27 protein-coding genes are annotated in these 26533 nt (G+C 64.0%); 14 read left to right on the top strand and 13 right to left on the bottom strand.

The window, feature by feature from the left end; translation table 11 throughout:
* Positions 1-45: 45 nt before the first annotated feature.
* Together katG and ABSY17_RS03480 are read right to left on the bottom strand one after the other, a co-directional pair.
* Positions 46-2238 carry a catalase/peroxidase HPI gene (katG, locus tag ABSY17_RS03485; protein ID WP_378942383.1) on the bottom strand — a complete coding sequence of 731 codons (2193 nt, stop codon included), beginning with the start codon at positions 2236-2238 and terminating at the stop codon, positions 46-48.
* 62 nt (positions 2239-2300) lie between these two features.
* Positions 2301-2447 carry a hypothetical protein gene (locus tag ABSY17_RS03480; protein ID WP_378942380.1) on the bottom strand — a complete coding sequence of 49 codons (147 nt, stop codon included), beginning with the start codon at positions 2445-2447 and terminating at the stop codon, positions 2301-2303.
* Positions 2448-2537: 90 nt separating this feature from the next.
* Between ABSY17_RS03480 and ABSY17_RS03475 the strand changes: the two genes are divergently transcribed.
* Positions 2538-3476 carry a LysR substrate-binding domain-containing protein gene (locus tag ABSY17_RS03475; protein WP_378942377.1) on the top strand — a complete coding sequence of 313 codons (939 nt, stop codon included), beginning with the start codon at positions 2538-2540 and terminating at the stop codon, positions 3474-3476.
* A gap of 13 nt (positions 3477-3489) precedes the next feature.
* On the opposite strand, the gene ABSY17_RS03470 is transcribed toward ABSY17_RS03475, so the two are convergent.
* The 8 genes from ABSY17_RS03470 to ABSY17_RS03435 all read right to left on the bottom strand — a co-directional run bounded on the left by ABSY17_RS03470 (position 3490) and on the right by ABSY17_RS03435 (position 10842).
* Positions 3490-4347, bottom strand: a complete 858-nt coding sequence (locus ABSY17_RS03470; RefSeq protein ID WP_378942375.1) for an EamA family transporter — start codon at positions 4345-4347, stop codon at positions 3490-3492.
* Between the two features lie 203 nt (positions 4348-4550).
* The gene (locus ABSY17_RS03465) at positions 4551-5726 is read right to left on the bottom strand and encodes a M24 family metallopeptidase (RefSeq protein ID WP_378942372.1); all 1176 of its coding nucleotides are present in this window, start codon (positions 5724-5726) and stop codon (positions 4551-4553) included.
* A gap of 191 nt (positions 5727-5917) precedes the next feature.
* On the bottom strand, positions 5918-6712 hold the full coding sequence (locus tag ABSY17_RS03460; protein WP_378942370.1) for a transporter substrate-binding domain-containing protein: 795 nt from the start codon (positions 6710-6712) through the stop codon (positions 5918-5920).
* Between the two features lie 129 nt (positions 6713-6841).
* Positions 6842-7495, bottom strand: a complete 654-nt coding sequence (locus ABSY17_RS03455; RefSeq protein ID WP_378942367.1) for an amino acid ABC transporter permease — start codon at positions 7493-7495, stop codon at positions 6842-6844.
* Positions 7492-8316 (bottom strand): amino acid ABC transporter ATP-binding protein, encoded by an 825-nt coding sequence (locus tag ABSY17_RS03450; RefSeq protein ID WP_378942365.1) that lies wholly within the window; start codon positions 8314-8316, stop codon positions 7492-7494. Before ABSY17_RS03450 ends, ABSY17_RS03455 begins: the two co-directional genes overlap by 4 nt.
* 16 nt (positions 8317-8332) lie before the next feature.
* Positions 8333-8938 carry a DUF1989 domain-containing protein gene (locus tag ABSY17_RS03445; RefSeq protein WP_378942542.1) on the bottom strand — a complete coding sequence of 202 codons (606 nt, stop codon included), beginning with the start codon at positions 8936-8938 and terminating at the stop codon, positions 8333-8335.
* A 264-nt stretch (positions 8939-9202) separates the two neighbouring features.
* Positions 9203-10060 (bottom strand): D-amino-acid transaminase, encoded by an 858-nt coding sequence (locus tag ABSY17_RS03440; protein WP_378942363.1) that lies wholly within the window; start codon positions 10058-10060, stop codon positions 9203-9205.
* An 11-nt stretch (positions 10061-10071) separates the two neighbouring features.
* Positions 10072-10842, bottom strand: a complete 771-nt coding sequence (locus ABSY17_RS03435; protein WP_378942361.1) for a LamB/YcsF family protein — start codon at positions 10840-10842, stop codon at positions 10072-10074.
* A 244-nt stretch (positions 10843-11086) separates the two neighbouring features.
* Between ABSY17_RS03435 and pxpB the strand changes: the two genes are divergently transcribed.
* Genes pxpB through ABSY17_RS03395 form a run of 8 tightly spaced genes read left to right on the top strand, consistent with a single transcriptional unit; the run spans position 11087 to position 18292 of the window.
* Complete coding sequence (gene pxpB, locus ABSY17_RS03430) at positions 11087-11806, top strand: 5-oxoprolinase subunit PxpB (RefSeq protein WP_378942539.1); 720 nt, start codon at positions 11087-11089, stop codon at positions 11804-11806.
* The gene (locus ABSY17_RS03425; protein WP_378942359.1) at positions 11803-12852 is read left to right on the top strand and encodes a biotin-dependent carboxyltransferase family protein; all 1050 of its coding nucleotides are present in this window, start codon (positions 11803-11805) and stop codon (positions 12850-12852) included. The genes pxpB and ABSY17_RS03425 overlap by 4 nt, the downstream gene beginning before the upstream one ends.
* Positions 12849-13511, top strand: coding sequence for a GntR family transcriptional regulator (locus ABSY17_RS03420; RefSeq protein ID WP_378942356.1), 663 nt, complete (start codon positions 12849-12851; stop codon positions 13509-13511). Before ABSY17_RS03425 ends, ABSY17_RS03420 begins: the two co-directional genes overlap by 4 nt.
* Complete coding sequence (locus ABSY17_RS03415) at positions 13508-14458, top strand: hydroxyacid dehydrogenase (RefSeq protein WP_378942355.1); 951 nt, start codon at positions 13508-13510, stop codon at positions 14456-14458. The genes ABSY17_RS03420 and ABSY17_RS03415 overlap by 4 nt, the downstream gene beginning before the upstream one ends.
* On the top strand, positions 14455-15723 hold the full coding sequence (locus tag ABSY17_RS03410; protein WP_378942353.1) for a hydantoinase/carbamoylase family amidase: 1269 nt from the start codon (positions 14455-14457) through the stop codon (positions 15721-15723). The genes ABSY17_RS03415 and ABSY17_RS03410 overlap by 4 nt, the downstream gene beginning before the upstream one ends.
* On the top strand, positions 15723-16355 hold the full coding sequence (locus ABSY17_RS03405) for a GntR family transcriptional regulator (RefSeq protein ID WP_378942537.1): 633 nt from the start codon (positions 15723-15725) through the stop codon (positions 16353-16355). Before ABSY17_RS03410 ends, ABSY17_RS03405 begins: the two co-directional genes overlap by 1 nt.
* Positions 16356-16378: 23 nt before the next feature.
* Positions 16379-17581 carry a M24 family metallopeptidase gene (locus ABSY17_RS03400; protein WP_378942350.1) on the top strand — a complete coding sequence of 401 codons (1203 nt, stop codon included), beginning with the start codon at positions 16379-16381 and terminating at the stop codon, positions 17579-17581.
* Between the two features lie 24 nt (positions 17582-17605).
* Positions 17606-18292 carry a fumarylacetoacetate hydrolase family protein gene (locus tag ABSY17_RS03395; protein ID WP_378942348.1) on the top strand — a complete coding sequence of 229 codons (687 nt, stop codon included), beginning with the start codon at positions 17606-17608 and terminating at the stop codon, positions 18290-18292.
* Positions 18293-18307: 15 nt separating this feature from the next.
* Here the strand turns inward: ABSY17_RS03395 and ABSY17_RS03390 are convergent, their stop codons facing one another.
* The gene (locus tag ABSY17_RS03390) at positions 18308-18745 is read right to left on the bottom strand and encodes a RidA family protein (RefSeq protein WP_378942346.1); all 438 of its coding nucleotides are present in this window, start codon (positions 18743-18745) and stop codon (positions 18308-18310) included.
* Positions 18742-19956: a pyridoxal phosphate-dependent aminotransferase gene (locus tag ABSY17_RS03385; protein WP_378942343.1), complete on the bottom strand. Its 1215-nt coding sequence runs from the start codon at positions 19954-19956 to the stop codon at positions 18742-18744. Before ABSY17_RS03385 ends, ABSY17_RS03390 begins: the two co-directional genes overlap by 4 nt.
* Before the next feature lie 127 nt (positions 19957-20083).
* Between ABSY17_RS03385 and ABSY17_RS03380 the strand changes: the two genes are divergently transcribed.
* Positions 20084-20950 (top strand): LysR family transcriptional regulator, encoded by an 867-nt coding sequence (locus ABSY17_RS03380; RefSeq protein WP_378942341.1) that lies wholly within the window; start codon positions 20084-20086, stop codon positions 20948-20950.
* A 103-nt stretch (positions 20951-21053) separates the two neighbouring features.
* Here ABSY17_RS03380 and ABSY17_RS03375 read toward each other — a convergent pair whose 3' ends face one another.
* Complete coding sequence (locus tag ABSY17_RS03375) at positions 21054-22280, bottom strand: aminotransferase class III-fold pyridoxal phosphate-dependent enzyme (protein ID WP_378942339.1); 1227 nt, start codon at positions 22278-22280, stop codon at positions 21054-21056.
* A 148-nt stretch (positions 22281-22428) separates the two neighbouring features.
* Between ABSY17_RS03375 and otnK the strand changes: the two genes are divergently transcribed.
* The 4 genes from otnK to ABSY17_RS03355 all read left to right on the top strand — a co-directional run bounded on the left by otnK (position 22429) and on the right by ABSY17_RS03355 (position 26497).
* On the top strand, positions 22429-23706 hold the full coding sequence (otnK, locus tag ABSY17_RS03370; protein WP_378942337.1) for a 3-oxo-tetronate kinase: 1278 nt from the start codon (positions 22429-22431) through the stop codon (positions 23704-23706).
* 11 nt (positions 23707-23717) lie between these two features.
* Positions 23718-24368 carry a class II aldolase/adducin family protein gene (locus ABSY17_RS03365; RefSeq protein ID WP_378942335.1) on the top strand — a complete coding sequence of 217 codons (651 nt, stop codon included), beginning with the start codon at positions 23718-23720 and terminating at the stop codon, positions 24366-24368.
* A 74-nt stretch (positions 24369-24442) separates the two neighbouring features.
* On the top strand, positions 24443-25204 hold the full coding sequence (locus tag ABSY17_RS03360; RefSeq protein ID WP_378942333.1) for a shikimate dehydrogenase family protein: 762 nt from the start codon (positions 24443-24445) through the stop codon (positions 25202-25204).
* Between the two features lie 177 nt (positions 25205-25381).
* Complete coding sequence (locus ABSY17_RS03355; protein WP_378942535.1) at positions 25382-26497, top strand: ABC transporter ATP-binding protein; 1116 nt, start codon at positions 25382-25384, stop codon at positions 26495-26497.
* Positions 26498-26533 lie beyond the last annotated feature (36 nt).

The following is a 26533-nucleotide window of genomic DNA, read 5'->3' as shown; positions in this document are numbered from 1 at the left end:
TTTGGCGCGGCCATGATTGGCCGCGCCAGAACTTTTCATGCTGGATCAGGCGAGGTCGAAGCGATCGGCGTTCATCACCTTGGTCCACGCCGCCACGAAGTCCCTAGCGAACTTCTGCTGCGCATCCGCGGAGCCGTAGACCTCCGCGAGAGCGCGAAGCTGGGAGTGCGAGCCGAAGATCAGATCGGCGCGAGTGGCGGTCCACTTCACCTCGTTCGTGTTCCTGTCGCGCCCTTCGAACACGTCCTTGACCTCCGAGACGGCCTTCCACTCCGTGCCCATGTCGAGCAGGTTGACGAAGAAGTCGTTGGTCAGCGTGGATGGCCGCGCGGTGAACACGCCGTGAGCGGAGTCCCCGGCATTCGCGCCGAGCACGCGCAGGCCACCGACCAGCACCGTCATTTCGGGTGCCGTCAGCGTCAGCAACTGCGCCCGGTCTACCAGCGCCTCCTCAGGCGACTGGCGCAGCCCGCCGCGAAGATAGTTGCGGAAACCGTCGGCGACCGGTTCGAGCGGCGCGAAGGAGTCGACGTCGGTCTGTTCCTGCGAGGCGTCCATGCGGCCGGGCGCGAAGGGCACCTTCACGTCCTGCCCGGCATCCTTCGCGGCCTTTTCGACCGCAGCGGCGCCGCCGAGAACGATCAGGTCGGCAAGCGAGATCTTCTTGTTGCCGGACTGCGCAGCGTTGAACTCCTTCTGGATCGCTTCGAGCTTCTCGAGAACCGACGCGAGCTGGGCGGGCTGGTTGACGGCCCAGTCCTTTTGCGGCGCCAGACGAATGCGCGCACCGTTGGCACCGCCGCGCTTGTCGGATCCGCGGAACGTCGAGGCCGAAGCCCAGGCCGTCGAGACCAGCTGCGACACCGATGGCACGGCAGCGAGGATCTTGGCCTTGAGCGCTGCGATGTCCTGGTCATCGACCAGCACATGATCGACTGCGGGGATCGGATCCTGCCAGATCAGCTGCTCCTTCGGGACGAGCGGGCCGCGGTAGCGGGCGAGCGGACCCATGTCGCGATGCGTCAGCTTGAACCAGGCACGGGCGAAGGCGTCGGCGAACTGGTCGGGGTTCTCCAGGAAGCGGCGGGAGATCTTCCCGTATTCCGGATCAAAGCGCAGGGACAGATCGGTGGTCAGCATGGTCGGCGCGTGACGCTTCGAGGGGTCATGCGCGTCCGGCACCGTGTCGGCACCCATGCCATGCTTCGGAGTCCACTGATGCGCGCCGGCCGGGCTCTTGGTCAGTTCCCACTCGTAGCCGAACAGGTTCCAGAGGAAGTTGTTGCTCCATTTCGTCGGCGTCGTGGTCCAGGTGACCTCCAGCCCGCTGCCGATGGTGTCGCCGCCCTTGCCGGTGCCGAAGCTGTTTTTCCAGCCTAGGCCCTGCATCTCGATATCGGCGGCTTCGGGCTCCGGCCCGACCAGTGCCGCATCGCCTGCGCCATGGGTCTTGCCGAAGGTGTGGCCGCCGGCGATGAGCGCTACGGTCTCTTCGTCGTTCATGGCCATGCGGGCGAAGGTTTCGCGGATGTCGCGGGCCGCTGCGAGCGGATCCGGGTTGCCGTTCGGCCCCTCGGGATTGACGTAGATCAGGCCCATCTGGACGGCGGCGAGCGGGTTGTCGAGATCGCGATCACCGCTGTAGCGCTCGTCGGCCAGCCATTTGCCTTCCGAGCCCCAGTAGATGTCCTCTTCCGGTTCCCAGACGTCAGCGCGTCCGCCGGCGAAACCGAAGGTCTTGAAGCCCATCGATTCCAGCGCGACGTTGCCGGTCAGGATCATAAGGTCGGCCCAGGAAATCTTGCGGCCATATTTCTGCTTGATCGGCCACAAGAGCCGGCGCGCCTTGTCGAGGTTGACGTTGTCCGGCCAGCTGTTGAGAGGCGCGAAGCGCTGCTGGCCGGCTCCTGCACCGCCGCGGCCGTCGCCGATGCGGTAGGTGCCGGCGCTGTGCCATGCCATGCGGATGAACAGCGGTCCATAATGGCCGAAATCGGCCGGCCACCAGTCCTGCGAGTCCGTCATCAGGGCCTTGAGGTCGGCGATCACCGCATTCAGGTCGAGGCTGTCGAATTCCTTGGCGTAGTCGAACGCTTCGCCCATCGGATCGGAGAGGGAGGAGTGCTGGTGCAGTACCTTGAGGTCGAGCTGGTTCGGCCACCAGTCCCGGTTTGTCCTGCCGGCAGTCGTGTGCGCGACCGGGCATTTGCCGCCGCTGGTTTCTGTCTTCGTATCCATTTCAATCTCCGGTCGTGGCTGCGTTGGTTGAACTGCCGGACGAAAGACGTCCGGGCACGGCCTCATGGCCGCACGTGGCTACGTGGAATGTCCCTGCCGCGGGCTCCCCTGAGCGGAAGCGAAACGATGCCGCCGTCGCCCGCCGCCCTGGTGGTCAGGGCATCGGCGATCTCACCGTCACCAGTCTTGATGCCGCGCGATCGGTACATCGGCTCCTCCTTGCCTCCGCCCAAGTTTTGTAGCAAAGGCCGGTCATTAATCAAAGTTGGATTTCCTGATCGCAGCGATAAGATTGCATTATGAAAAACCTGACCCTCAAGCAGCTTCGCTATTTCGAGGCGCTGGCGCGGCACAGCCACTTCGGACGCGCAGCGGATGCCTGTGCGATCTCCCAGCCTGCGATGTCGGTCCAGATCAAGGAACTGGAGGAAACGCTGGGCACCGAGCTCTTCGAAAGAAGCGCCCGGCAGGTCCGGCTGACCAGCTTCGGCGAGGAGTTCGCCCAGCGTGTCCGCGACATCCTGCGCTCGGTGGATGAACTGGAGGATCTGGCACGCGCCTCGCTGGAGCGGCTAGTCGGGCGGTTCAGGATTGGCGTGATCCCGACGGTGGCGCCTTACCTATTGCCCACGATCATCGGCAACCTGACCCGCCTGCATGGTGGTCTCGACATTCATGTGCGCGAGACGCAGACGCAGAAGCTTATCCAGGAACTGGCGGACGGCCGTCTCGACACGGCCATCGTCGCCTTGCCGGTGTCCGAACCATCGCTGACCGAGGTGGCGCTGTTTGAGGAGAATTTCGTGCTTGTCCGGCCGGGCGATGACGAAGGAAAGCCGGTGCCCAGTCGCGAAAAGCTGCGCGAAATGAGGCTGCTTCTGCTGGAGGAGGGGCATTGCTTCCGCGAGCAGGCGCTGTCGTTCTGCAACATGCATTCGGCACGTCCGCGCGAATTGCTTGATGGCAGTTCCCTGTCGACGCTGGTCCAGATGGTTGGCGCCGGGATCGGCGTCACCTTGATTCCGGAAATGGCCGTTGCGGTGGAAACGCGCTCGGCATCGGTTTCACTCGCTCGCTTCAGGAGCCCCCAGCCGTCGCGAACGATCGGAATGATTTGGCGCAAGGCGAGCCCGCTCGCCGAACAGCTCCTGCAGATTTCTGAAGTCGTTCGTCAATCGGCCGACGCCCTGCGTGAGCAGAACAATCCGACGTCGTCGTTGCTCGGATCCGGGAACTGAGGGCGTTTGCCTCTTAACCGACGGCTTCGATCTCGCGGGATTGGGCCGAGATTGCCGTGCCGATAGATGCGACGACGATCAGGCCGATTGCCAGTGCCTGCAGGCCGGTCAACTGCTCGCTTAGGATGGTCAGGCCGACCAGGGCGGCGATCGCGGGTTCAAGGCTCATCAATGTTCCCAGCGAGCGCGCCGGCAGTTTGCGCAGAGCAAACATTTCCAATGTGAAGGGAAGCGCGCTCGACAAGATCGTCATGCCGAGCACCAGCGGCACAAGGCCGATATCCAGCACGAATGTTTCCGTCTGATGAAGACCTATCGGAAGGGCTATGAAGGCTGCGATCGTCATGCCCAGTGCCGTTGTCCGCGCGCCGTGCTGCTGGCCGGCCTTCTTGCCCAGGATGATGTACATAGCCCAGCAGAGCGCGTTGCCCAATGCCCACAGGATGCCGATCGGGTCGAGATGGTGGGTCGCTCCCGCCAGCGGCGTAAGCAGCAACAGGCCGATGGCCGCGATGCTCACCGAGATGAAATCCAACGGCCTGCGCGAGAAGGTTACCGCAACCGCAAGCGGCCCTAGGAAGCCGATGGCAGAGGCGATGCCGAGTGGCAGGCGGCTCACAGCCAGATAGTACATGACGTTCATGCCCGCGAGCGTGATGCCGTAGCCAAGCAGGGCCTGCCAGTTGTTCGGGTTGAGCCGCGCTTTCCAGGCTTTCAGCGTGACGATCAGGATCAAGGCACCCAGGCAAAGCCGCAGGGCGGCCGTTCCCTCGGCGCCAAATATCGCGAACAGCGTCTTGGCGAGCGTGGCACCGACCTGGAAGGAAAGCATCGCAGCCAGGAGCGCTGAAATGGGAACAAGTGTGGACATTTGGAGCCTTCACATGTGAGGCGGATTTGAAGCCGCTCGCAAGCCGAGTAGCTCCCGAACGCGTCCTTTGGTCAGGTCATTTGCGAGCAGTTGGCCGCTCCGCGCCCTCCGGTCTTCGCCTTAATGTTGCGTTGGCGGGAACGACGGATGTTTCGTCGTTTCCCGCGTCTGCCGAAGCGAAGACCGTTCCATATGCGGACGGCTCAGTAGAAATAGGGCGACTTGGTCAGCACCTCGTTTTGATCCTGGCCAATGATGATGATGTCCTCGACGAAGGCCGAGCCAATACCCGCTGTGGACAGGAAAGCTTCGACGCCGAAGACCATGTTCTCGCGCACGATGTCGTCGGGCAGCGACATGACGGTCGATATGCGCGGCTGTTCGAAGGAAAGGCCGATTCCGTGGCCAAAAAACGGGAAGTTCTTCATGATGGGCGAGACTTCGCCGCCGAATTCGGACGTCAGGCGATCGCCCTCGGCGGCGACGTCAAGCAGCCTGGTGCCGGGTCGCATCATGTCGGTGAGGCGCTGCACGATATCGACGGTGGCTTCCATCAGGCGGGTCTGCTCGGGGCTGGCTGGTCCGCGCACGGCGGTGCGGCCCGGGTCCAGGTAGTAGCCCTGCCAGAAGGCGGCGTGGACCGTGCCGCGCACCAGGTCACCCAAGGCCGGAGTGTCCGCGCTGGAGCCGGTCAGGGGAAAACGGTAGTCATAGTCCATGGTGGCGCCGTGATTGGCGCCGATGGCCTGGATACGCCCGCCGCGGCGAACGACGATGCGGGCGGCCTCGCCTGCCGCCTCGCGCTCGGACCGCCCGGCAACCAGTTCCTGCATCAGCACGGTCATGGCCTCGGTCGCGCTTTCGCCCGCCATGCGATAGCAATCGAGTTCGCGCGGACTCTTGATTGCGCGAGCCCGGCGAACGAGATCGTCGCAGACCACCCATTCGATGTCTGGCGTGTTCTCCACCAGCTGCTGATAGTACTTCACCGGCAAGAACTGGCTGCCGCAGAAGGCGACGCGCCCGGTGATGTCCTTGTCCCTGAGCGCCTTCGCGATGCTGAGGAACGGATGGTTGTCGCAGTGAACATTGGTCAGCGACAACAGGTCCGCGCGTGGCTCGGGCTCATCCATATGCAGTTCGGGCTCGTGCCCCTTGCGCAGGATGACGCCGGAGAACGAGCGCGCCGACCAGATCAGGGAATCCGTCCCGCCGCTGACCGAGTAGTGATTGGTCAGATAGAGGATATCGCCGCAATTGTCGGTCGTGCCGCCGCCGCGGCCAAAAACGACCGCGGTTTCGAAGCCTTGCGCTTCCATGATGGCAAGGGTTCTCGACCAGCGGTCCTGATATTCTTCAACCGGAAAGTAACGCAGCATGATCCGTGTCCTGATTGGCGGGGCGCTGTAACACTTTGAATTTGTGCATGATCCTTTCCGAAAATCGTTTCTGATTTTCGCTACGCGGACCTTCGGTTCGGAGTCATGCACCAGGCCCGGCTGCAAGCGCAGCGCCAGGCACCATTTGAGAAATTGGACGGGGCAGGGAAGCGCTGCCCCGTCGGGTCGGGTTACTCTGTCAGGGTGAGGATCGGCTCTTTCGGAGCCGGATCGAAGCCGATCAGATCGCTGGTCAGCTTCGCATAGGTGCCGTCAGCGATCATTTCTCCGAGGGTCTTGTTGATTGCCGCCGTCAGCTGCGGCTTGCCCTTCTTGATGGCAAAGCCCTTCTGGATCGAGCTTACCGGCTCATCCACCAGTTTCAGCGGCAGGTTGGAGACCTTGATCACGTAGGCGGCAGCGATGGCGTCCGTGATGATCGCGTCCACATTGCCGTTGGCGAGATCCTGCATGGCATCGGATTCTGCCTTGTAGAACTTGACCTCAGCGCCCAATCCCTCTGCTATCGAGGCCCAGTTGGAGGCAACGAGTGCTCCGACGGCATGGCCCTTAACGTCAGCAGGTTTGGCGATCTCTGAATCCTTGCGCACGACGATGCGTCCACCCGACTCCAGCCAGCCATTGGCGAAGGTGACTTTCTTCTGCCGCTCGGCGGTGATGTCCATGGCGTCGCTGATGATGTCGTATTGATCGGCTTCAAGCCCGATCAATACGGATTCCCACTTCACCAGAACCGGCTTGTACTGCAGGCCGAGCCGGTTGGCGATTTCCTTCACCACCCGAATTTCCAGCCCGTCGAGTTCGCCGTTCGGCGCGCGCATCGAAAACGGCGGATAGGTGCCTTCGGTAGCGACGCTGATTTCGCCGGAGACCAGCAGTTCCAGCTTGTCGTCTGCCTGGGCAGAGTTGGCGAACGGCAAGAGCGCCGCAGCGGCAAGCGCCACGAAGAGCGTTTTGAGTTTCATTTCGACATTCCCCTTTTGAAGTTGTTGGCAGTTATTTTGTCGGCGGTTATCCGGCGGGGTGCTGTCGGCCGAGCAGCGCCACGCCATTTGTTGGCCGTCGCGAACGGTCGGTCCGCGACGGCTGCGTCATCAGCTCAGCCGGCCGTAGCGGCGCTCGAGCCAGCTGGCCAATTGGGTCAGCACGGAGGTGAGTACGAGATAGATCACTGCTACCGCGATGTAGAAATCGAAGGGACGGAACGTCGCCGAAATCAACGTTTGCGCGTAAAGCGTCAGCTCGATCACGGTGATGGTGGAAAGCAGCGAGGTGTTTTTCAGGATCGAGATCGCCTCGTTGGTTAGGGAGGGCAGGATGATGCGGAAGACCTGCGGCAGGATGATGGTGCGCATGGTCTGCGCCGGGCTGAAGCCCAGGGCCAGCGAGGATTCCGTCTGGCCGCGCGGAATTGCCGACAGGCCCGACCGGATGATCTCCGCCACATAGGCGCCGCTGTTGACGCCCAGCGCCAGCACGCCGGCGGTGAAGGGCGAAAGCCGGATGCCCAGCTGCGGCAAGCCGAAATAGACGATGAAGATCTGGATCAGGGCGGGCGTGCCGCGAATGAACCAGATGTAGAACGCAGTGGCTGCCCGGACTGCCTTGATATTCGACCGTTGCCCCAGCGCGGCGGCAAGGCCGCAGACCAAGCTGAGCAGGATGGTCAGGATCGTCACCCACAGCACCGTCCAGGCGGCGGCCATGAAACCGGGGCCGTAGGTGGATACATCGGACCAGAACGTCATTTCACCACGGTCTCCATGTCGGCGGCAACGTCGCCAGATTTCACGTTGTCGTGCAGGATGCGGTGCAGGAATTGCCGCAGCCGCGGGCTTTGCGGGTTTTGCAAGACGTCCTTCGGGGGGCCGTCCTCGGCGATGACGCCGTTCTCGAAGAACAGCACCCGCGATGACACATCACGGGCAAACGAGATTTCATGCGTCACCAGAAGCATGGTCATCCCGTCGGCCGCGAGCGAAGCCATCAGAGTCAGCACCTCATGCACCAGTTCGGGATCGAGGGCCGAGGTCACCTCATCGAAAAGCATCAGCTTGGGCTTCATCGCCAGCGCGCGGGCGATCGCGACACGCTGCTGCTGGCCGCCGGAGAGCCGTGCGGGATAGCTGTTGCGTTTCTCGTAGAGGCCGATGCGGTTCAGCAGCGCTTCGGCGGTCTCAATGGCCTCGGCTTTGGAACGCCCCAGCACCTTCATCGGCGCATGGGTTACGTTCTGCAGCACGGTCAGATGCGGCCAGAGGTTGTAGCTCTGGAAAACCATGCCGATGCGCGAGCGCAAATCCTGCATCTGGCGGCCGGTTGGGTAGTTGGCGGAGCCGGCATCGAAGTCGAAACGGAAGTTCTCGAACTCCATCTGTCCGGCATTGGCCATTTCGATGGCGTTTATCGAGCGCAGGAAGGTGCTTTTGCCCGAGCCGCTTGCGCCGATGATCGAGACGACCTCGCCCGCTTTCACGTCAAGATCGATGCCCTTGATGACTTCGAGCGAACCGAAGTTCTTTCGGATATTTCGAAGCCGCAGCAAGGGTTTGTCTTCAGTTTCAGTCATCGCTGTATCCTGATTGTCAGCCGTCGATCACGGCGAAGGCGATGTCGCGGGGCGTATGGTCCGCGCCGTTGATGGGAGTTATGTCCTGGGGGCAGGCTGAGAGAACCACAGTCACGTCCATCTCGGCGCGCAGCGTCACGCTGTCGCCCGCCTTGCTGGCCGGCGGCACACGGGTGACGCTGCCGTCCCCGGCGATGGGGACGTTCATGAACAGGTTCAGCGAGGCGGGCGTGAACGGCAACTTCACACCGAGCGGCTCCAGCGCCTCATGGAAGTTGTCGGTGCAACTGCGGTGGCGGCCATGGCAGTTCAATTGTTGGTAAAGTTCGGCGCTGCAAGGGCACAGTTGGGTATCGTGCCTGCCCGGTGAACTGTCAGCCACCATCGTCAGCATCGGCCTGCGCCGGATGCTGACCATTGCCATACCTGTTTCGACAAAGACGCTGCTGTTCCATGAGCGGGTATGTTCCATCGAGGCATATTCCAGCGGGTCCTCCGCCGAAAGCGCCCAGGTGTCGACGACCTGCGATCCGTGGATGTTTTCAATCCTGATCGCCTGTCCTCTCAGCAGTGTGACAGCGAGCCCTCGCGTCGCTGGAAGGATTTGACCTCGACGGTCCATGTGCTGCTTCCCCCATCGGCCTTCGGTTTTCTTGGCCACTGACCGTCGGTTGCGACGGTTGGTTTCGAGCCTCTTTCGGACCCTTTTGCTGCGCCCCGGAAATCCGGGATATCTATTTCAGTATACCACTGGAGTACCCGAGTCGCAAACAAAAGGATTGTCAATTTTCGGGGTCATGCCCTGCTACTGGCTGCTTTCGCTGAAGGAATGGGCGGAAGCCCGGCCGGGGATGCTTGCTGCGGTCACCGGTCCGGGAACTCGACCTCAGATCGCCGCCGCGCGCCGGGTGTCGACGTAGAGCCGACGCAGGTCGCGCGTCAGCGGGCCAGGCGCCCCCGTACCAACGGCCGCCTCGTCGATCCGGGTGACTGGTACGACGAAATTGGTGGCCGAGGTGATGAAGGCTTCGCGCGCGGCCTTGGCTTCCTCCGGGGTGAAGGCCCGTTCCTCTACGCGGACGCCATGCTGCGCTGCCAGTTCCAGCACCGAGGCGCGGGTGATTCCGGGCAGCAGCGCATGCGAGAGATCGCGGGTGACCAGCACGCCTTGGTCGTTGACGATGTGAGCGCTGGCGGCGGTGGCTTCGGTCACCTGTCCGTCCTGCACCAGCCACGCGTCGTCGGCGCCGCGGGCCTTGGCTTCCATCTTGGCCATCGAGGGGTAGAGCAGCTGGATCGTCTTGATGTCGCGGCGTCCCCAGCGCAGGTCCGGAAGCAGCGAGACCGCAATGCCGGTTTCGGCGGCGCGGTTTTCCAGCACGTTCTTCGCCTGTGTGAACAGAACCAGCGTGGCCGGCGTATCGGCGGGCGGATAGGCGAAATCGCGATCGGCCACGCCACGGGTCAGCTGCAGGTAGATCATCCCCTGATCCAGCGAATTGCGGGCAACGATCTCGCGATGCACGGCCAGCAATTCCTCGTCGTCCAGCGGCACAATCATGCCGAGTTCGCGGGCGGAACGCTGAAGCCTCGCGGCGTGGCCGGGGTATTCGACCAGCTTGCCGTCCAGAACGCAGGTCACCTCATAGATGGCGTCCGCCATGAGGAAGCCGCGGTCGAACACGGAAACCTTGGCTTCCTCCTCGGGCAGCCAGGCGCCGTTGAGGTACACAATTCTACTCATCTCGGAATCCTTCAGGATTTTGCGAACGGCGCGATTTCGACGCCGTTCTTGACGAGGGCCGCGCGCAGGGTGCGGACAATTTCAACCGCGCCCGGCGTATCGCCATGGACGCAAAGCGTTGCCGGCTCGACCGGAAGCCGCTTGCCGCCCGTAGTGGGGATATGGCCGCCGACCACCATCTCGAGAACCTGGTCGAGGCTGTGCTGCGGATCGTGGATGACCGCGCCGGGCTGGCTGCGGGGCGTGAGCTCGCCCGCATCGGTGTAGCTGCGGTCGGCGTAGATTTCGCAGGCGACGCGGAGACCCGCCTTTTCGGCAGCCGTGTAGGTCTCGGAATAGGGCAGCGAGACATAGACCAAAGCAGGGTCCACGGCCTTTACCGCACGCACGCACAGCGCCGCGAGGTCGGGATCCACCGCTGCCATGTTCCCCAGCGCGCCGTGGGTCTTCACATGGGTCATCGGATGGCCTTCCAGCGCGCACATGCCTTGCATGGCGACGATCTGATAGATCAGCTGGGTCTCCAGATCCTCGGGCCGTTCGCCGGAGATGCGCCGGCGGCCGAAGCCGTAGAGATCGGCGAAGGAAGGATGCGCCCCGACCGAGACGCCGTTTTCGCGCGCCATGCGAATCGTGCGCCGCATCACTACGGGGTCGCCGGCATGGAAGCCGCAGGCGATGTTGGCCGTGGTGACCAGCTCAAGCATCGCGGCATCGTCGCCGATCGTGTAGGCGCCGAAGCTTTCGCCCATGTCGCAGTTGAGATCGAGCTTTCTGGTCATTCCGGTTTCCTTCGGGCCGGGCACGTTGAGCGCCCGATGCGGGTCTGTTGAAAGCGGGGGGCGGTGACAGCCCTGATTGACAGGATGCCTCCGTCTGTTCACAATGGATACATGTGGTATACCGAAATCACAAGCCCTTTTGATGAACGCTCGAAAGCAACAGGAAAGCCGATGGATACGGAGTCATCTTCGCCTCTGCCCTACCAGGGTGCTGATGTGACCGATGCGCAGTGTGCGTGACGGCATGGTTCCCGTCATTCTTCCCTGCGCCGACAGCGCGCTGGTGCTCCAGTTGGGTGACCGTATCGATAGCGAGGTGAATGCCCGCGTCCTTTCTCTGGCTGCGGCGCTGGAGGCGGCGGCGATCCCCGGTGTGGTCGAGATCGTACCGAGCTACCGCTCGATCCTGGTTCGCTACGACCCCGAAATCATCAGGGGAAGGGAACTGGAGGGGCGCCTGGCGGAGCTTTCCCGGGACTGCGAGGTAACAGGTGCGCAGGGCCGCAGCTGGACCATCCCCGTGGTCTATGGCGGGGAAGTCGGCCAGGACCTGGAAGAAGTCGCGGCCATGAAGGGTCTCTCGCCGGAGGAACTGGTGTCGTTGCATGCAGGCGGCGAATACCGCGTGTTCATGATCGGATTTGCGCCGGGCTTTGCCTATCTGGGCGGGTTGCCGGAGATCCTTCATACGCCGCGCCTGCCAAAGCCGCGCCAGTACGTCCCGGCCGGGAGCATCGGCATCGGTGGTCAGCAAGGCAGTGTGAATTCAGTTGGGGGACCCTCGGGCTGGCGCTTCATCGGTTGGACGCCGATCAGGATGTTCGACCCGGCGCGTGCAGTTCCCTTTCTTTTGCAGGCCGGCGACCGGGTGCGCTTTACGCCGATCGATTCGGCAACCGGCGAGCGGCTCGCTGCGCGCGCTGCCGCTGGTGAGGCCGTAATCGAACCTGAGGAAGCAGCATGAGCCTGGAAGTTCTCACAGCAGGCCCGATGCTCACCGTGCAGGACGGAGGCAGGAAAGGGCTCAGGCGTTTCGGCGTCTCGACTGCCGGGCCGATGGACGGTCCGGCCATGGCGCTGGCAAATGCCCTGTGCGGCAACGCACCGGAAGCGGCGGCGCTGGAGTTTGCGGGCATGGGTGGCAGTTTCAGCGCAAGCTGCCCCGTTCGATTTGCCGTGACGGGCGGAGATTGTGACATACGCATTGCCGAGCGGCGCATCCTGCCGGGCGAGAGCCATCGGCTGAATCCTGGCGAAACGCTGAAAGTCGGGGCGATGAAGGATGCCGTGTGGGGCTACATCGCTTTTGCCGGCGGTATCTCCGTGCCCCTTGCTCTGGGGTCCCGCGCAACTCATTTGCGCAGCGGACTGGGCGGGCTCGACGGCCGCGCCCTGCGCGCGGGCGATATCCTGCCGCTCGGCAAAGACGAGGCCGCCGACCGTTGTCTGCGACCTGCAAGCCCGCTGCCGTCTGCCGTGGGCAGTCCGATCCGCATCGTCCTTGGGCCCCAGGACGACTATTTCGACGCCGAGGTCATCGCTCGGCTGACCGAAACGGAGTTCACCGTCACGCCGCAACGCGACCGTATGGCCATGGTGCTCGGCGGGGCGGAGCTGCCGGCCGCGCGCGGACATGACATCGTGTCCGACGCGACCGTCCCCGGCTCGATCCAGGTGCCGGGTTCGCGACAGCCCATCGTCCTCATGGCTGAAAGCCAGACGACCGGGGGCTATCCGAAGATCGCCACCGTCATTTCGGCAGACCTGCCCCGATTGGCGCAATTGCCCGTCGGCACGCGTTTCCGCTTCGCCGTCGTCTCTCGCGACGAGGGCGAGATAGTTTGGCTGGCACATGCAAAGGCTCTGCGTGCCGCGCTGGCTGATCTGCAAGCGAAACCCGAGGGCTTGCTCCAGTCGGAATATCTACTTTCATGCAATCTGATTGGCGGTGTCGTCGGGCCAGAGAAAATCGTACCGGTCGCGTCGTTTGTGGGTAGGGGAGCTGAATGACCATATCGTCAAGCCTTGCGCGTGACGCACACCGCCGGATCATCGGCATGATCCTGGAAGGCGCGCTGAAACCCGGGGACGCCTTGCAGGAGGCCTCACTGGGCGAGGTGCTGGGCATGTCCCGCACCCCGGTCCGCGAGGCGATCAAGCGCATCGAAAGCGAGGGGTTGGCCGAGACCGAAGGCAGGTTCACCCGTGTTCGGCGGTTGGGCGCGGCCGAGATCGAAGAGAACTTCTTCCTGCGCCTCGAACTGGAACCGGCATGCGCCCGCGCTGCTGCGGCGACTCCTCCCGCTGGTGCGGCCGAGATCGAGGCACGCATCCGTGCCCTGATGAATGACGGCCCGGAAGCCGAGCCCGACGATGTGCAATGGCAAATCGACAATGACTTGCACGAGATGATCGCTCGGGCGGCGGGCAATCGCACCGTCGCTGACGTGATCGCCGGGCTGCATCGCCGGACCTGCATTTTTGATCATACGCAAGTGCCGGAGCGCTTCCTCAAGGGCTGTGAGGAGCATCTCGAAATTCTCGAGGCCATCCGCCTCGGCGACGGCGCAGCGGCCGAGGCCGCCATGGCCCGACACCTCATTCATGCCCGGGACGCGATCCTCGCGCGCCTTCACCAGATCCAAATCCAACCGCAGGGTTCAACATGAAGTGTCTCATCGTCCAGCCCATTCATGAGGCCGGCCTGACCCTGCTCAGGAAGGAGGGGATCGAGCCTGTGCTGTGCCCTTCCGCTGATATGGAAACCGTTGCCGCCCATATACCTGGCTGCGATGCGGTGATTACCCGTGACGCCGGACTGACGGCTCAGGCCTTCGCTGCGGCCGACCGTCTGCGCATCGTGGTGATCCATGGCACCGGGCACGATTCGGTGGACAAGATCGCGGCGGCGCAAAAAGGCGTTCTGGTGGCCAACACACCTGGAGCGAATGCCCAATCGGTGGCGGAACTCGCGGTCGGCCTCGCAATTGCCGCCGCCCGTGGGATCCCTGCCGCCGACCGCAGCGAGCGTCAAGGTCGTGCCGGATTCCGGGAATCCGCACGATTTACGGAGCTCATGGGCAAGACGGCCCTGATCGTCGGCTGGGGCGCCATCGGCCGTATCGCCGGCCGGATACTGGATCAGGCCTTCGGAATGCGGATCATCGTCCATTCTCCCCGCGCTTCGGACGTCGGGAGCTATGCTCGCGCAGCCACTCTCGCTGAGGGGCTGGGAGAGGCAGATCTTGTGTCGCTTCATACCCCGATGCGGGCCGAGACCTCCCGCATGATCGGGCGCGAGGCCTTGGCGGCAATGAAGCCCGGAGCCATCCTGGTGAATGTCGCGCGGGCTGGCCTGGTGGATGAGGATGCCCTGCATGAGGCTGTGCGCACGGGGCACCTGGGTGGTGCGGCGCTGGATGTCTATTCGGCGGGTGCGCCGACGGGGCCGCTTTCGGCCTTTCCAAACGTGATCTTCACGCCCCATCTGGGCGCAACGACCGAGGATGCCCTTCGCCGTGTGGCCGAGGCCGCAGCCGGCCATGTGGCAACGGCCCTCTCTGGCGCTCTCCCGCCGACCGCCCTTAACCCCGAAGTGTGGAAGGTTTCGGCATGACCACGCGTTCCTCCCTTGCTGCCGAGACGATCCGCGCCACTCTCGAGCGCGTCATCACACGGGTGAACACGCTCTCGGCCGGAGGGCCGGGCTGGACCCGCCCGTCCTACAGCGACCTTGAAAGTGCCGCCCATGCGATGATCGAGGAAGAGGCTCTCGCATTGGGGCTGGCCGTCTCTCGCGATGCAGCGGGCAACCTTTTCGCCCGCATGAAGGGCCGCAACCCTGATGCCGTGCCGCTCTATGTAGGATCTCACCTCGATACCGTCGCCGAAGGCGGCGCCTATGACGGGCAAGCCGGTGTGGCAGGCGCCTTGGCACTCGCGGCTGCGTTGCGGGCAGTGGGCCGCACTCCCGATGCGGACCTCGTGGTGACGGTTACACGGGCCGAGGAAAGCGTGTGGTTTCCGGTCTCCTATGTCGGTTCCCGCGCTGGACTGGGACGCCTCACGCGCCAGGAGATGGAGGCCAAGCGGGTCGACACGCTCCGCAGTCTGGCCGATCACATGCGCGATCAGGGCTACGATCCCGAGGCCGTGGCTAGTCTCGTGCCGCCACAGCCTGCGCGCTTCCTTGAATTCCATATCGAGCAGGGGCCGGTCCTGCACATGGCGGGCGAACCCTATGCCATCGTTACCGCGATCCGTGGCGGGTTGCGCTACCGTTCGGCCCGAGTGAACGGTGTGTGGGCACATTCCGGCGCTGCCCCGCGCGAGGGGCGAGCGGACGCCGTTGTGGCCTTTTCGGACCTTGTTGTGGCGATGGATCGGGTTTGGGCGGAGATGCTCGCCGAAGGCGGCGACCTGACTGTCACCTTCGGCCGCGTGGATGCAACCACGCCTGCCCACGCCATGGCCAAGGTCGCGGGAATGCTGGGCTTCTGTCTCGACATGCGCTCGTCCGACGACTCCACGCTCGACGAGGCGGACCGCCGGTTGCGCGCCGAGATCGCCCGCATCGAGGCAGCCCGTCCGGGTATCCGCTTCGACCTCGGCCAACAGAGCCGCAGCCAGCCCGCGCGGCTTTCCGGGACGATGGCGGATTTCGTTGCCGGCGGTGCGGAGGCCCGGGGCGCCAGGCCGCGCCGGATGCTTTCGGGCGGCGGCCACGATGCTGCGGCTTTTGCCGCCGCGGGTTGGGAAAGCGTCATGGTTTTCATCCGCAACTGGAATGGCAGCCACTGTCCCGAGGAGGGCATGGATCTGGAAGACCTCGCACTCGCCGTCGAATCCGTGCATGAAGCCATTTGCTGGGAGGGGAGTTGATGAGCTCTGAGACGCTCGCGCAGGCGGCTTACCGCCGGATCAAACAGGATATCCTGCAAGGTCGTGTCAAGCCCGACACCGTCCTGTCCGAGCGCGAGCTTGCCGAGCAGCAGGGAATTTCGCGCACGCCTCTGCGCTCGGCTCTGTCGCGATTGGAGAGGGAGCGCGTCATTAGCCGGCTCGATAACGGCGTTCTGCTGGTGAGGTCCGTCTCCGTCGAGCAGTTGATCGAGATCGTTCAGCTGCGCCAGATGATTGAGAGCGCGGCCGCGGCCCGCGCCGCCGATTTCGGCCTGACGGCCGAACTGGCGGAGATACGCGAGATCATGGCGGCCTATGCCAATGGGCGCAATGTCGCCTTTGACGATTTCTGGGCCGAGGACGACAAGTTCCATCTTGCTGTTGCACGCGCCGCGCGGCTGGAGCTGCTGCCCGCCATACTCGCCGAACAGCGTGCAATTGCACGGCGCTGCACGATTACCCGCACCCATGACCGTTTCGCAGATCAGGCGCGCGAGCATATCGCCGTTATCGACGCGATTGCTGCCGGTGACGGCGCAGCCGCCCGCGCTGCGATGAGTTTGCACTTCGAGAATGTCCGGTCCCGTTTCCTGGGCTGGCTCTCGCGCTGACATTGCCATTCAAGAGAGATGAAATGCCACAAGCCCCGCTTCGTGACGCGCCTCCGTTCGACATTCTGCCCGACGGCCTGATGGGCAGTCAGGCGGTCTTTCCTGCCGCCGAATTTCGGCAGCGCATCGCACTGATCCAGAAGGCGCTGCGGCCCACCGGGGCCGACGCCCTGCTTTTGACCGGCCCCGAGAACATCTTCTGGGCGACGGGTCGGCAGACCGCCGGCTACTTCGCGTTTCAAGCCCTGGTGGTGCCGCTTTCGGGCGAGCCCATCCTTCTGGTCCGCCAGTTGGAGATGACGGGCGCGCGCGCTTCGACCTGGCTGTCGGACCTCAGGGCCTGGCAGGATGGCGAGGATCCGGCGCAGGCACTTGGCGCGCTGATAGCGGAGTTGGGTTTCCATCATCTCGCAGTCGAGCGGAATGGCTGGTTCGTCAGCCAGGCGCTTGGCGAGCGCATCGCCGCTGCTCTGGCGCCTTTGCGGCTTTCCGATGGCTCGGGCCTGGTCGAGGGGCTGCGCGTGGTCAAATCGCCTGCCGAGCTGGCGGCGATCCGACATGCGGCGGCCTACGCGCAGGCCGGCATGGTTGCCGCGATCGAGGCCTGCCATGACGGCGCGAGCGAGAATGACGTGACGGCAGCGATGATGGCTGCCGCCATCTCTGCGGGATCCGAAGCAATGGCCATGGAGCCGCTTGTTTCATCCGGCCCGCGCTCGGGCATTCCCCATGCCACCTGGCGACGACGCAAAATGGGCGCAGGCGACGGGGTTTTTCTAGAGCTCGCCGCCAGCCATGACCGCTACCATGCCGCGCTGATGCGCAGTGTCTGGATAGGTTCGCCTCCTGTTGAGGCGCAGGCGATGATGGATACCGCATTGCGGGCGCTCGATGCCGCGCTGGCGGCCATGCGCCCGGGCGAGCCTTGTGCAGCCGCGCACGATGCGGCGCAGGCAGTGATCGACGCGGCCGGATATACGGCCGCTTTCCGCAAGCGCATCGGCTATTCCATGGGCGCGGCATTCGCTCCGGACTGGGGGGAGGGGGCGGTCCTGTCGCTCTTTTCCGACGTGTCACGGCCGTTGGAGCCGGGAATGGTCTTCCATTTGCCGGCTACGCTGCGCAGCTATGGCGTCTTTACCGTCGGCGCGTCGGAAACCGTGATTGTCACCGAGACCGGGGTCGAGCCATTGTCTGATCTACCCCGGACCATGACTATTCGCTGAACCAATGAGCGCATGAGGATTGAAATGGATTTCGTAATTCCACCGCCTGCACCATCTTCGCTCCCGGTGACGGGCACAACAGCGCGTTTCCCAGTACGGCGCATCTGGTGCGTTGGCCGCAACTATGCCGAACATGCCCGCGAACTCGGCCATGATCCGGAGCGCGAGCCCCCCTTTTTCTTCTCGAAGCCGGCGGACGCGCTGCTGGCTGACGGGAAGAGCCTGCCCTATCCGCCGCAGACAGGCGACCTGCATTTCGAGGCGGAACTGGTGGTAGCGCTGGGGACCGGAGGCAAGGATATTTCCCATGAGGCGGCGCTGGACCATGTCTGGGGCTACGCGGCAGGCAACGACTTCACCCGGCGCGACCTTCAGGCTGTGGCGAAAAAGCTCGGTCGGCCTTGGGATCTTGCCAAGGGCTTCGACTTTTCAGCGGCCTGCGGTGCACTTTCGCCGGTGGCCGCAAGCGGCCATCTCGCCCAGGGCCGGATCGCCCTTTCGGTCGACGGTGTGCAACGCCAGGAGGGCGACCTTTCCGAGATGATCTGGTCGGTGGCCGAGATCATCGCGGCACTGTCTGCCTCGGTCGAACTGAAGCCCGGCGATCTGATCTACACGGGCACTCCTGCCGGAGTGGGCGCGGTGGAACGGGGCCAGACCGTGCGGGTCGACATTTTGGGCCTCGGCAGCCTGGTAACCCCCGTCATCTGACGGGGGCACAGATTCTTATCGGTAAGCTGCCGCGATCAGCTGGATTTCGATCGGGGCGTTTCCGGGCAGGGTGGCCACGCCCACGGCAGCGCGGCTGCCTATACCGGCTTCGCCGAGTTCCTCGTGCAGAAAGTCCGATGCAAAATCGGCCAGCCGGGAATGAAGCACAAAGCCCGCCTCCGCAGCGATGAAGACTGTAAGGCTCGGCACAGCCGCGATCCGCTCTCCCTCCGCAAGCCGGCTCCGCGCGGCTGCGAGCGCGTTGCGGGCGGCGAGAACCACCGCCTCCCGCCAGTTTTCCACCGGATCGCCGGCGCCTACGGGCCCTGTAAACATCAGGGCTCCGTCCTGCCGCGGCGTCATGCCGGAGGTGTAGATCAAATCGCCGACCCGCGAGGCGGACACATACCGCCCTTGCGGTACGGGCGAATTGGAAGGAAGCGTGCCGCTCATGCGCGGTATCGCCCGGCGAGTTCGATCATCCGCTCGACCGCCTTCACCGCCGCCGCATGATCCTGCGAGAAGTTCAGACGCACGCTGTTTGCCGAATGCGGTCCGAACTCGGTGCCCGGTGTCACGATGACGCCGGCCTGATGCCGCAGAATACGGACGAAGTCTGCGGGGGCCACCGAGAGCTCCGGCAAGCGCGGGAACAGGTAGCTGCCGGCCTGCGGGGTGCGGGCTTCGATGCCGTCGACGGCGCGCAGGGCCTTCAGCAGATCGTCGCGGATGGCCTGATGCAGGCGGATGCGCTCGTCCATCCAGCCCTCGGGCTCCGAGAACCAGGTGTGCAGCACGGCCTGATTGTAGCCGGCAGCGCGCAGGGAGACGACGGCCTGGAGCTTTTCCATGCGCTCGATGAGGTGCGGCGCCCCAAAGGCCACGCCAAGCCGGTAGCCGCTGAGCGATTCCGTCTTGGACGGCCCCATGATGGTGATCACATTCGTCGGGTCGATACCGCTTGCGCGCAGGTGGGTGTAGGAGACGCCCTGATAGCGCAGGCGCGAGTAGAGCTGGTCTGCGATCACGGTCGCGCCATACTTGCCAGCCAGCGCGGCGATCTGGCGAATCTCGGCTTCGGAATAGACCACGCCTGCCGGGTTGTTCGGGTTGGAGAAGACGAAGACCTTCGCGCCCTGGCGGAAGGCATCTTCCAACTGGCCGAGGTCGAGGCCCGCTTCGGCATCCGATTTCATGTAGTCGAGCCGCACGGGAACGATCTCGCCTTCGAAGAACTCGACCAGCTTGCGGTTGGCGAAATAGTCGGGCTGGACGATGGCGACCTTGTCGCCGCGCGTGACCGTGCTGGCGACAGCAAGGAACAGGGCCCCTTGCGTGCCGGGTGTCAGGATCATGCCATCTGCCGCATCGACCGGGGCGCCGGTGAAGGCGGCGAGCTTGCCGGACAGTTCCTCACGAATCTGGCTGGCTCCGCGATATTCGGTGTAGGCTTGGCGGCCGCCGCTGCGGACACCATCGGCGAAAACCTCGAATGCGCCGGGCGTGGGCGTGAAGGCATCGACATCGCCGTGCGAGAAATCGACCGGCACGCCCGCGAGGGTTTCTCCGCGCAGCAGGCTGTGCAGGTCGCCCGTCTTCTGGCGCCCCTCTTGGCCGGGAGCGTTGTCGGTGCCGAGCTTGCTGAACTTGTCCTGGACTGACATCGAAAATTCCTTGGATCGTGGAGCGGGGGACATGGGCCGAACGGCCCGCCTGGCGACTGTTGTAGAACGCTACGACAAGCAGTAAAATCTCTGTTCTGCTAGCGTCAGAAGATAGAAAATGTAGCTTATGGACATACGCTTTCTGGAAAGCCTCGTGGAGGTTGCCGAGTGCGGCTCGATTGCCGAGGCCGCACGGCGGCTGAACCTGACCCCGGCGGCGGTGTCGCAGCGGCTGAAGGCGCTCGAGCAGGAACTGGGGCATTCATTGATCGGCCGGGCAGGCCGCACGGTGCGCCCGACGGCCTCAGGTCTTGCCGTGCTGGAGAAAGCTCGGCAGTTGATCGCAGGCGCGCGCGACCTGCGTGCCATCGCCGCCAACGATCTTCCCGCCGGGGAATTGCGGCTCGGCTCGACGGCAACAGGGCTGACCGGCATTCTACCCGAGGTCATCGCCTCGCTGAGCCAGCGCTATCCCCTGATCGAGTTCTTCGTACGGCCGGGCGCCTCGGTTGACCTTTACCACAGTGTGCTGTCGGAGGAGATCGATGCTGCGGTGATCGTGCAGCCGCCATTCCAGATCCCGAAATCGATCGGGTGGATGACCCTGCGCGAGGAGCCGCTTGTCCTGATCGTGCCCGAGGCGATGGAGGATAGCCGCCCCGAGACGGCCATCAGTACCGCGCCCTTCATCCGCTACGACCGGAACCAGTGGGGCGGACAGATCGTGGACAGCTACCTGCGGCAACATCGGCTGAAGGTGCGCGAGTGGCTGGAGCTTGATGCGCTGGACTCCATTGCCGCACTGGTCAGTCGAGGGCTGGGGGTTGCCATCGTGCCGGACTGGTCGCCGCCCTGGCCCGAGGGGCTGCGGCTGCGCAAGATCCCACTCGCCGATGGCGAGAGTCGGAAGGTGGGTGTCCTGTGGAGCCGCTCCGGCCCCCGGATCGCGGCCATTCGCGCGTTCGTCGAGACTTGCAGCGAAACCCGTCGGTAGGTGTTTTTCCCTCAGCCGCGACCGCCTCGCGATCAAAACACAGCGAATATCAAGGGCAGGCCCTGAACTTTGCGCCAGAGCCTGCCAATGTGCTGCAATTCACTTACAGCCGCGCGACCGCGGCGAATGCCTCATCGGTTGCCTGCAACGCGGCGTCGATGTCGGCGTTCGTGTGCGCCGCCGACAGGAACATCGTGTGCGTCGGGTGCAGGTAGACACCGCGCGCCAGCGCTTCTAGGCAAAATGCATTGCCGAGGCGGCGATCGGCATCATCATCGAACAGGATGACAGGCATCTGAACCGGGCCGGTTTGACGGATCTTCAGCCCATGGCGCAGGGCCTGAGCTTCGAGACCATCGCGCAGTCGCTGGCCCGCCGTGCGCATCTTGCCGATGCCGTCGGTGTCGCGCAGCTTCTTGATGGTTGCAATGGCCGCGGCCATGGAAACCGAAGCGGTCCAGAACGATCCCGTCGTGTAGATCCTGGTTGCGGCATCGCGGAAGCGGTCGTTGCCGGTAACGGCGGCGAGCGCATGGCCGTTTGCGATTGCCTTGCTCCAGGCGGCAAGGTCCGGGCGCACGCCGACCACTTCCCAGCTGCCGCCCATATCTAGACGGAAGCCGGCGCGCACGTCGTCGACGATAAGCGCTGCGTTGGCCTCGTCCGCCAGTTCGCGAGCTCGTCGGGCAAATTCCGGTGTCGGTAGTTCATGGTCCTTGCCGAGGTCATGCCGGAAGGCGGAAACGACGATGGCTGCGATATCGCCCTTGTTGGCTTCGACCAGCGCTTCGAGGCTGGCCGCGTCGTTGTATTCGAAATAGGCGAGGTGCGCGCGATCCTCTTCCGTCACGCCCGCGACCGAGGGCGTGCACCACGGAATCGCACCGTGGTAGGCGCCGCGCGCCAAAAGCACCTTGCGTCGGCCGGTGCCGGCGCGTGCGATGGTGATGCATGCGGTCGTGGCATCGGTGCCGTTCTTGGAGAACATCGCCCAATCGGCGTGGGGAACCGTTTCGACCACCAGTTCGGCAAGTTCGACCAGCCGTTCGCTTGGGCCATTCATGCAGTCGCCGTTGCTGCGCTGCCTGACGGCGGCAGCCTCGACGTCGGGATCATTGTAGCCCAGGATCATCGGTCCCCAACCGCAGATGAAATCGATGTACTCGCGGCCGTTCGAATCCCAAGTCCTGCAGCCCTCGGTGCGGGTGAAATATTGCGGATAGCCCTCGGGCAGGCGGAGCGCGTTCTGGTGTCCCCACATGGCGCCGGGGATGACCCGCAGGGCGCGGGCGCGAAGCTCACGATCGAGATTGGTGACCTGCTGGTCCATCAGCCGTTCCTCTAAATCTGCCGGCGTCGGTTCATATGCCGAACCGGCGACAGCCAAAAACATGCGTATCTGATATATCATGTATCGTACATTGACAAGCCCGCCATTTTGTTGAAGCATGATGTTCACGTTGGGAGGAGCGTTTACGATGCAGCCGATTATGGGCGTGGTGGCCGATGACCTGACTGGCGGGATGGAGACGGCGTCCATGCTCGTGGCGCTTGGCGTCGATTGCGGTTTTGTCACGCAACCCGCGCTCGTCAGCGAAATCAGGGGCGCGCCCGTCCTCGTCGTCGCGCAAAAGACGCGGGTCATCGCTGCCTCGGCCGCCGTCAGGAAATCGGACGAGGCGGCGCGCGCGCTGCTTGACGCCGGAGTGCGCCAGTTGTTCTTCAAATACTGCGCAACCTTCGACTCGACGGACGAGGGCAACATCGGCCCCGTGGCCGACCGGTTGCTCGAACTTGCAGGTGAAGCCAGAACCGCTTTCTGCCCGTCCGCGCCGGAGGTTGGCAGGGCGGTGTTCAACGGTCATCTGTTCGTCGGCACCCAGCTCGTTTCGGATTCGCCAAAACGTTTCGATCCGCTGACGCCGATGACCGATCCCGACCTGGTCCGCGTGCTGCAGCGTCAGACGGCGTCCCGCGTTGGTCTTCTGCCGCACCATCTGGTGCGCGGCGCGGCGAAGGCGCTGCGCGCACATGCCGACGATCTCATGCGCCAAGGTGTGCGCCACATGATCGCGGATGCGATCTATCCGGAAGATCTCGATGCCATCGCGGCCTTGACCGTCGACTGGAAGGTGATGACCGGCAATTCGCCTATCGTTCAGCACTATCCGTCGCTGTGGCGCGAGCGCGGATGGCTGCCCGAAGGCTCGGCCAAGCGTCCGCTTCCGGCGGTGGGCGGTGGTGCTGCGGTCCTGTCGGGAAGTTGCGCCGAGCGTACGATCGAGCAACTGGCGGCCTTCGAACGGTCGCGACCGGTGCACCGCATCCAGCTGACGGAAGTCGAAAGCGTGGAGGCCGCGGTCGCGGGCGCCGTTTCCTGGGCGCAGGCGAATCTGCAGGATGGTCCGGTTGCGATTGCCACATCCGCCTCGCCCGATCAGGTGGTGCGCGCGCAGGAAAAATTCGGCCGCGAGGGTGCGGCCAGGCTGGCCGAGGATATCCTCGGCGATCTTGCCATTGCCCTGCATGGGATCGGCGTTCGCCGGTTCGTGGTCGCGGGTGGCGAAACGTCGGGAACCGTCGTCGAGCGCCTGGGCATCGGCCGCCTGCGGATCGGCGCATATCAGGGGCCAGGTATTGCGCGTGCCACGACAGAGACCGACGATCCGGTGGCGCTTTGCCTCAAGTCGGGCAAGCTCGGCCCTGTCGACATGTTCCTTCCCACGCTCGAATCCATGACCCAGGCGGAAATCTGAACGGAGTCACGATGCCGAACAATGAAGAATTGCGCCTCGAAATTCTCTCGGTCGTTCGCCGGCTGGAGGAAAAAGGCTTCAACCATGTCAGCACCGGCAATGTCAGTTGCCGGGACTCCGAGGCGGTCCTGATCACGCCGACCGGCGGCAACAGCGATAACCTGACACCTGCGCGCGTCGTGCGGATGGATCTTGACGGCAGGGTCGATGGGCCGGGTGTTCCGTCCAGCGAATGGCACATGCATACCTCGATCCTGCGTGCTTTTCCGGCCGCGAACGCGGTTGTGCATACGCATGCGGACGCGTGTGTCGCGCTGTCGTGCCTGCGGAAGTCCATTCCGGCTTTCCACTATATGGTTGCCGGATTTGGCGGCAACGACATTCGCTGCGCACGCTACGCGACATTCGGAACCGCCGACCTCGCTGCATCGGCCGTCGACGCGCTGCAGGACCGCACCGCATGCCTGCTCGCCAACCACGGCATGATTGCCATGGGCAAGACGCTGGAAGCGGCCTTCAACATGACCGTCAAGCTTGAGACGCTGGCGCGCCAGTACCTGCTGGCGCTGCAGGCAGGCGAGCCGGTGCTGCTGCCTCCCGAGGAGATGGAGCGGGTCGGTCAGCGCTATGGCAATTACGGTGTCGGGCTCTTGCCCGGCTGATGCCGGCGCAACGCAGATCCGGAAACACGCAGGTTGGAGACGTGACCTTGCTGATCACAGGCCAAACCAAAATCATGTTCGTTCTTGCTCACCCGGTGGGCCATGTCCGAGCCTCGGCGGTCATGAACGCGCATTTCGAGTCCATCGGCAAGAATGTCGCCGTCTCCCCGCTCCACGTCGCGCCGGAAGATCTTGGCGCAGTGCTTGGTGCGATCCGCAAGATGCGCAATGTCATCGGTTTCGGGGTCACCATTCCCCACAAGATCGAGGTGATCAAGCATCTCGACGAGGTGACGGCGACCGCGCGCGATGTCGGCGCTGCCAATTTCGTTCGGCGCGAGGAAAGCGGCCGGCTGGTCGGCGACAACATCGACGGGGCTGGCTTCGTTGCAGGCCTGGCGCGCAACGGCGTCAGTCCGGCCGGCAAAAGCATCCTGCAGATCGGCGCGGGCGGGGCTGGTCGCGCCGTTGCCTTTGCGCTGGCCGCCGCTGGCGCGCGCGAACTGCATATAGCAAATCGCGATTCCGCAAAGGCGCAGGCGCTCGCCGAAGCGGTCTCGAAGGCGCATCCAGGTTGCACGACGGTATCCGGGCCGTTTGACGTCAGGCGGTTAGACATCATCGTGAACACGACGTCCGTCGGCATGAAGGAGACGGACCCGCTGCCGGTGGAAATCGATGGTATCGGGCCGGATACGGTGGTCGCCGATGTCATCATGACGCCGCCCGTCACGCCGCTTATAGCGCGGGCCGCAGCCATGGGCTGCAAGTCGATCGGTGGCAAGATCATGCTCGACGAGCAGATGAAGCTGGTCGAGAAATTTGTGCTTGCCTGAACGGCATAGAGATATATCATATACGTCATAACTAAGCGCGAACGCCCGAATTCTGCGGTCTGACGAGTGCTTTGCCCGTTAGCCGCAGCCTCGTTGGCCTTTGCCTTGTCTGAAAGGGAGACGCATGGCGGCATCCACAATTCGTCCATTCGCCAAGCAGCGGGTCGGCCACCTATGATGAGGGGGAGCGAGGCGCGTTCAGTCAGCGGTGCATCGATCCGCATCGCGGGATTGGCCAAGCAATATGGCAGCGTCACTGCTGTCGACGACGTGAACATCGAGATCGCATCGGGTGAGTTCCTGGCCCTTCTCGGGCCGAGCGGATCCGGCAAGACGACGGTTCTGATGAGCGTTGCCGGCTTCGAATACCCGTCGCGGGGGCGTATCCTGGTCGACGGCGACGATGTCACCAACACGCCGGTCAACCGGCGTAATCTGGGCATGGTCTTCCAGAAGTACACGCTGTTTCCGCACATGTCCGTGGCCGACAATGTGGCGTTTCCGCTCAAGATGCGCGGTATTGCGAAGGCGGAACGCCATGCCCGCGCCGAAGCGGCGTTAGCCACCGTTCGTCTCGCCGGCTATGGCGCGCGGATGCCAAGCCAGCTGTCGGGCGGCCAGCAGCAGCGCGTCGCGCTTGCCCGCGCCATCGTATACCAGCCGCGCGTCCTGTTGATGGACGAGCCGCTGAGCGCACTGGACAAGAACCTGCGCGAGGAGATGCAGCTCGAGATCAAGCGCCTGCACTCCGAGCTCGGCATCACCGTCGTCTTCGTCACCCACGACCAGAGCGAAGCGCTGACCATGGCCGATCGCGTCGCTGTCCTGAAGGATGGCCGCCTCCGTCAGATCGGTCCGGCAAAGGAGCTTTATGAGCGCCCGGCGAACCTGTTTACCGCCGGCTTCATCGGCGAAATGAACTTTCTGCCCTTCAGGATGGTTTCGCGTGCCGACACAATCGTTGTCGAAGGTGCGTCGGGACCGGCCTGGCAGTTGCCGCTGGAAGCGGCGGTCGACGATCTTCAGCCTGGCCAGCCGGGGCTTCTGGCGATCCGCCCCGAACGCATCGCGCTTGCAGCTTCCAGCGGCGACGAAAATACCGTGCGCGCTGAGATCAAGGACATCGTCTATGCAGGCGCGGCACTTCTGATCATCGCAAGATTGCCGGATGGTAGCGAAATCCGCGCGCGGGTTCCTGGTGCTTCGGACTTGCGCGGCCTGAAGGTAGGCGATGTCGCCGACCTCCACTGTCCGCCCGAGGCGGTGCTGCTATATGCGGAGGGGCCGCGATGACCGAGGTCGCTACCCGCGGCATATGGCGCTCGGACG

It is taken from the genome of Mesorhizobium sp. ANAO-SY3R2, from assembly GCF_042466635.1.
Lineage (GTDB): Bacteria > Pseudomonadota > Alphaproteobacteria > Rhizobiales > Rhizobiaceae > Aminobacter.
Note: the sequence above shows the minus strand (reverse complement) of the source record. Positions and strands in the feature narration are given on the sequence as shown.

Coding starts and splice junctions, on each gene's coding strand:
- katG (WP_378942383.1), bottom strand. CDS start 2,238: ATGGATACGAAGACAGAAACCAGCGGCGGCAAATGCCCGGTCGCGCAC.
- ABSY17_RS03480 (WP_378942380.1), bottom strand. CDS start 2,447: ATGTACCGATCGCGCGGCATCAAGACTGGTGACGGTGAGATCGCCGAT.
- ABSY17_RS03475 (WP_378942377.1), top strand. CDS start 2,538: ATGAAAAACCTGACCCTCAAGCAGCTTCGCTATTTCGAGGCGCTGGCG.
- ABSY17_RS03470 (WP_378942375.1), bottom strand. CDS start 4,347: ATGTCCACACTTGTTCCCATTTCAGCGCTCCTGGCTGCGATGCTTTCC.
- ABSY17_RS03465 (WP_378942372.1), bottom strand. CDS start 5,726: ATGCTGCGTTACTTTCCGGTTGAAGAATATCAGGACCGCTGGTCGAGA.
- ABSY17_RS03460 (WP_378942370.1), bottom strand. CDS start 6,712: ATGAAACTCAAAACGCTCTTCGTGGCGCTTGCCGCTGCGGCGCTCTTG.
- ABSY17_RS03455 (WP_378942367.1), bottom strand. CDS start 7,495: ATGACGTTCTGGTCCGATGTATCCACCTACGGCCCCGGTTTCATGGCC.
- ABSY17_RS03450 (WP_378942365.1), bottom strand. CDS start 8,316: ATGACTGAAACTGAAGACAAACCCTTGCTGCGGCTTCGAAATATCCGA.
- ABSY17_RS03445 (WP_378942542.1), bottom strand. CDS start 8,938: ATGGACCGTCGAGGTCAAATCCTTCCAGCGACGCGAGGGCTCGCTGTC.
- ABSY17_RS03440 (WP_378942363.1), bottom strand. CDS start 10,060: ATGAGTAGAATTGTGTACCTCAACGGCGCCTGGCTGCCCGAGGAGGAA.
- ABSY17_RS03435 (WP_378942361.1), bottom strand. CDS start 10,842: ATGACCAGAAAGCTCGATCTCAACTGCGACATGGGCGAAAGCTTCGGC.
- pxpB (WP_378942539.1), top strand. CDS start 11,087: ATGGTTCCCGTCATTCTTCCCTGCGCCGACAGCGCGCTGGTGCTCCAG.
- ABSY17_RS03425 (WP_378942359.1), top strand. CDS start 11,803: ATGAGCCTGGAAGTTCTCACAGCAGGCCCGATGCTCACCGTGCAGGAC.
- ABSY17_RS03420 (WP_378942356.1), top strand. CDS start 12,849: ATGACCATATCGTCAAGCCTTGCGCGTGACGCACACCGCCGGATCATC.
- ABSY17_RS03415 (WP_378942355.1), top strand. CDS start 13,508: ATGAAGTGTCTCATCGTCCAGCCCATTCATGAGGCCGGCCTGACCCTG.
- ABSY17_RS03410 (WP_378942353.1), top strand. CDS start 14,455: ATGACCACGCGTTCCTCCCTTGCTGCCGAGACGATCCGCGCCACTCTC.
- ABSY17_RS03405 (WP_378942537.1), top strand. CDS start 15,723: ATGAGCTCTGAGACGCTCGCGCAGGCGGCTTACCGCCGGATCAAACAG.
- ABSY17_RS03400 (WP_378942350.1), top strand. CDS start 16,379: ATGCCACAAGCCCCGCTTCGTGACGCGCCTCCGTTCGACATTCTGCCC.
- ABSY17_RS03395 (WP_378942348.1), top strand. CDS start 17,606: ATGGATTTCGTAATTCCACCGCCTGCACCATCTTCGCTCCCGGTGACG.
- ABSY17_RS03390 (WP_378942346.1), bottom strand. CDS start 18,745: ATGAGCGGCACGCTTCCTTCCAATTCGCCCGTACCGCAAGGGCGGTAT.
- ABSY17_RS03385 (WP_378942343.1), bottom strand. CDS start 19,956: ATGTCAGTCCAGGACAAGTTCAGCAAGCTCGGCACCGACAACGCTCCC.
- ABSY17_RS03380 (WP_378942341.1), top strand. CDS start 20,084: ATGGACATACGCTTTCTGGAAAGCCTCGTGGAGGTTGCCGAGTGCGGC.
- ABSY17_RS03375 (WP_378942339.1), bottom strand. CDS start 22,280: ATGGACCAGCAGGTCACCAATCTCGATCGTGAGCTTCGCGCCCGCGCC.
- otnK (WP_378942337.1), top strand. CDS start 22,429: ATGCAGCCGATTATGGGCGTGGTGGCCGATGACCTGACTGGCGGGATG.
- ABSY17_RS03365 (WP_378942335.1), top strand. CDS start 23,718: ATGCCGAACAATGAAGAATTGCGCCTCGAAATTCTCTCGGTCGTTCGC.
- ABSY17_RS03360 (WP_378942333.1), top strand. CDS start 24,443: ATGTTCGTTCTTGCTCACCCGGTGGGCCATGTCCGAGCCTCGGCGGTC.
- ABSY17_RS03355 (WP_378942535.1), top strand. CDS start 25,382: ATGAGGGGGAGCGAGGCGCGTTCAGTCAGCGGTGCATCGATCCGCATC.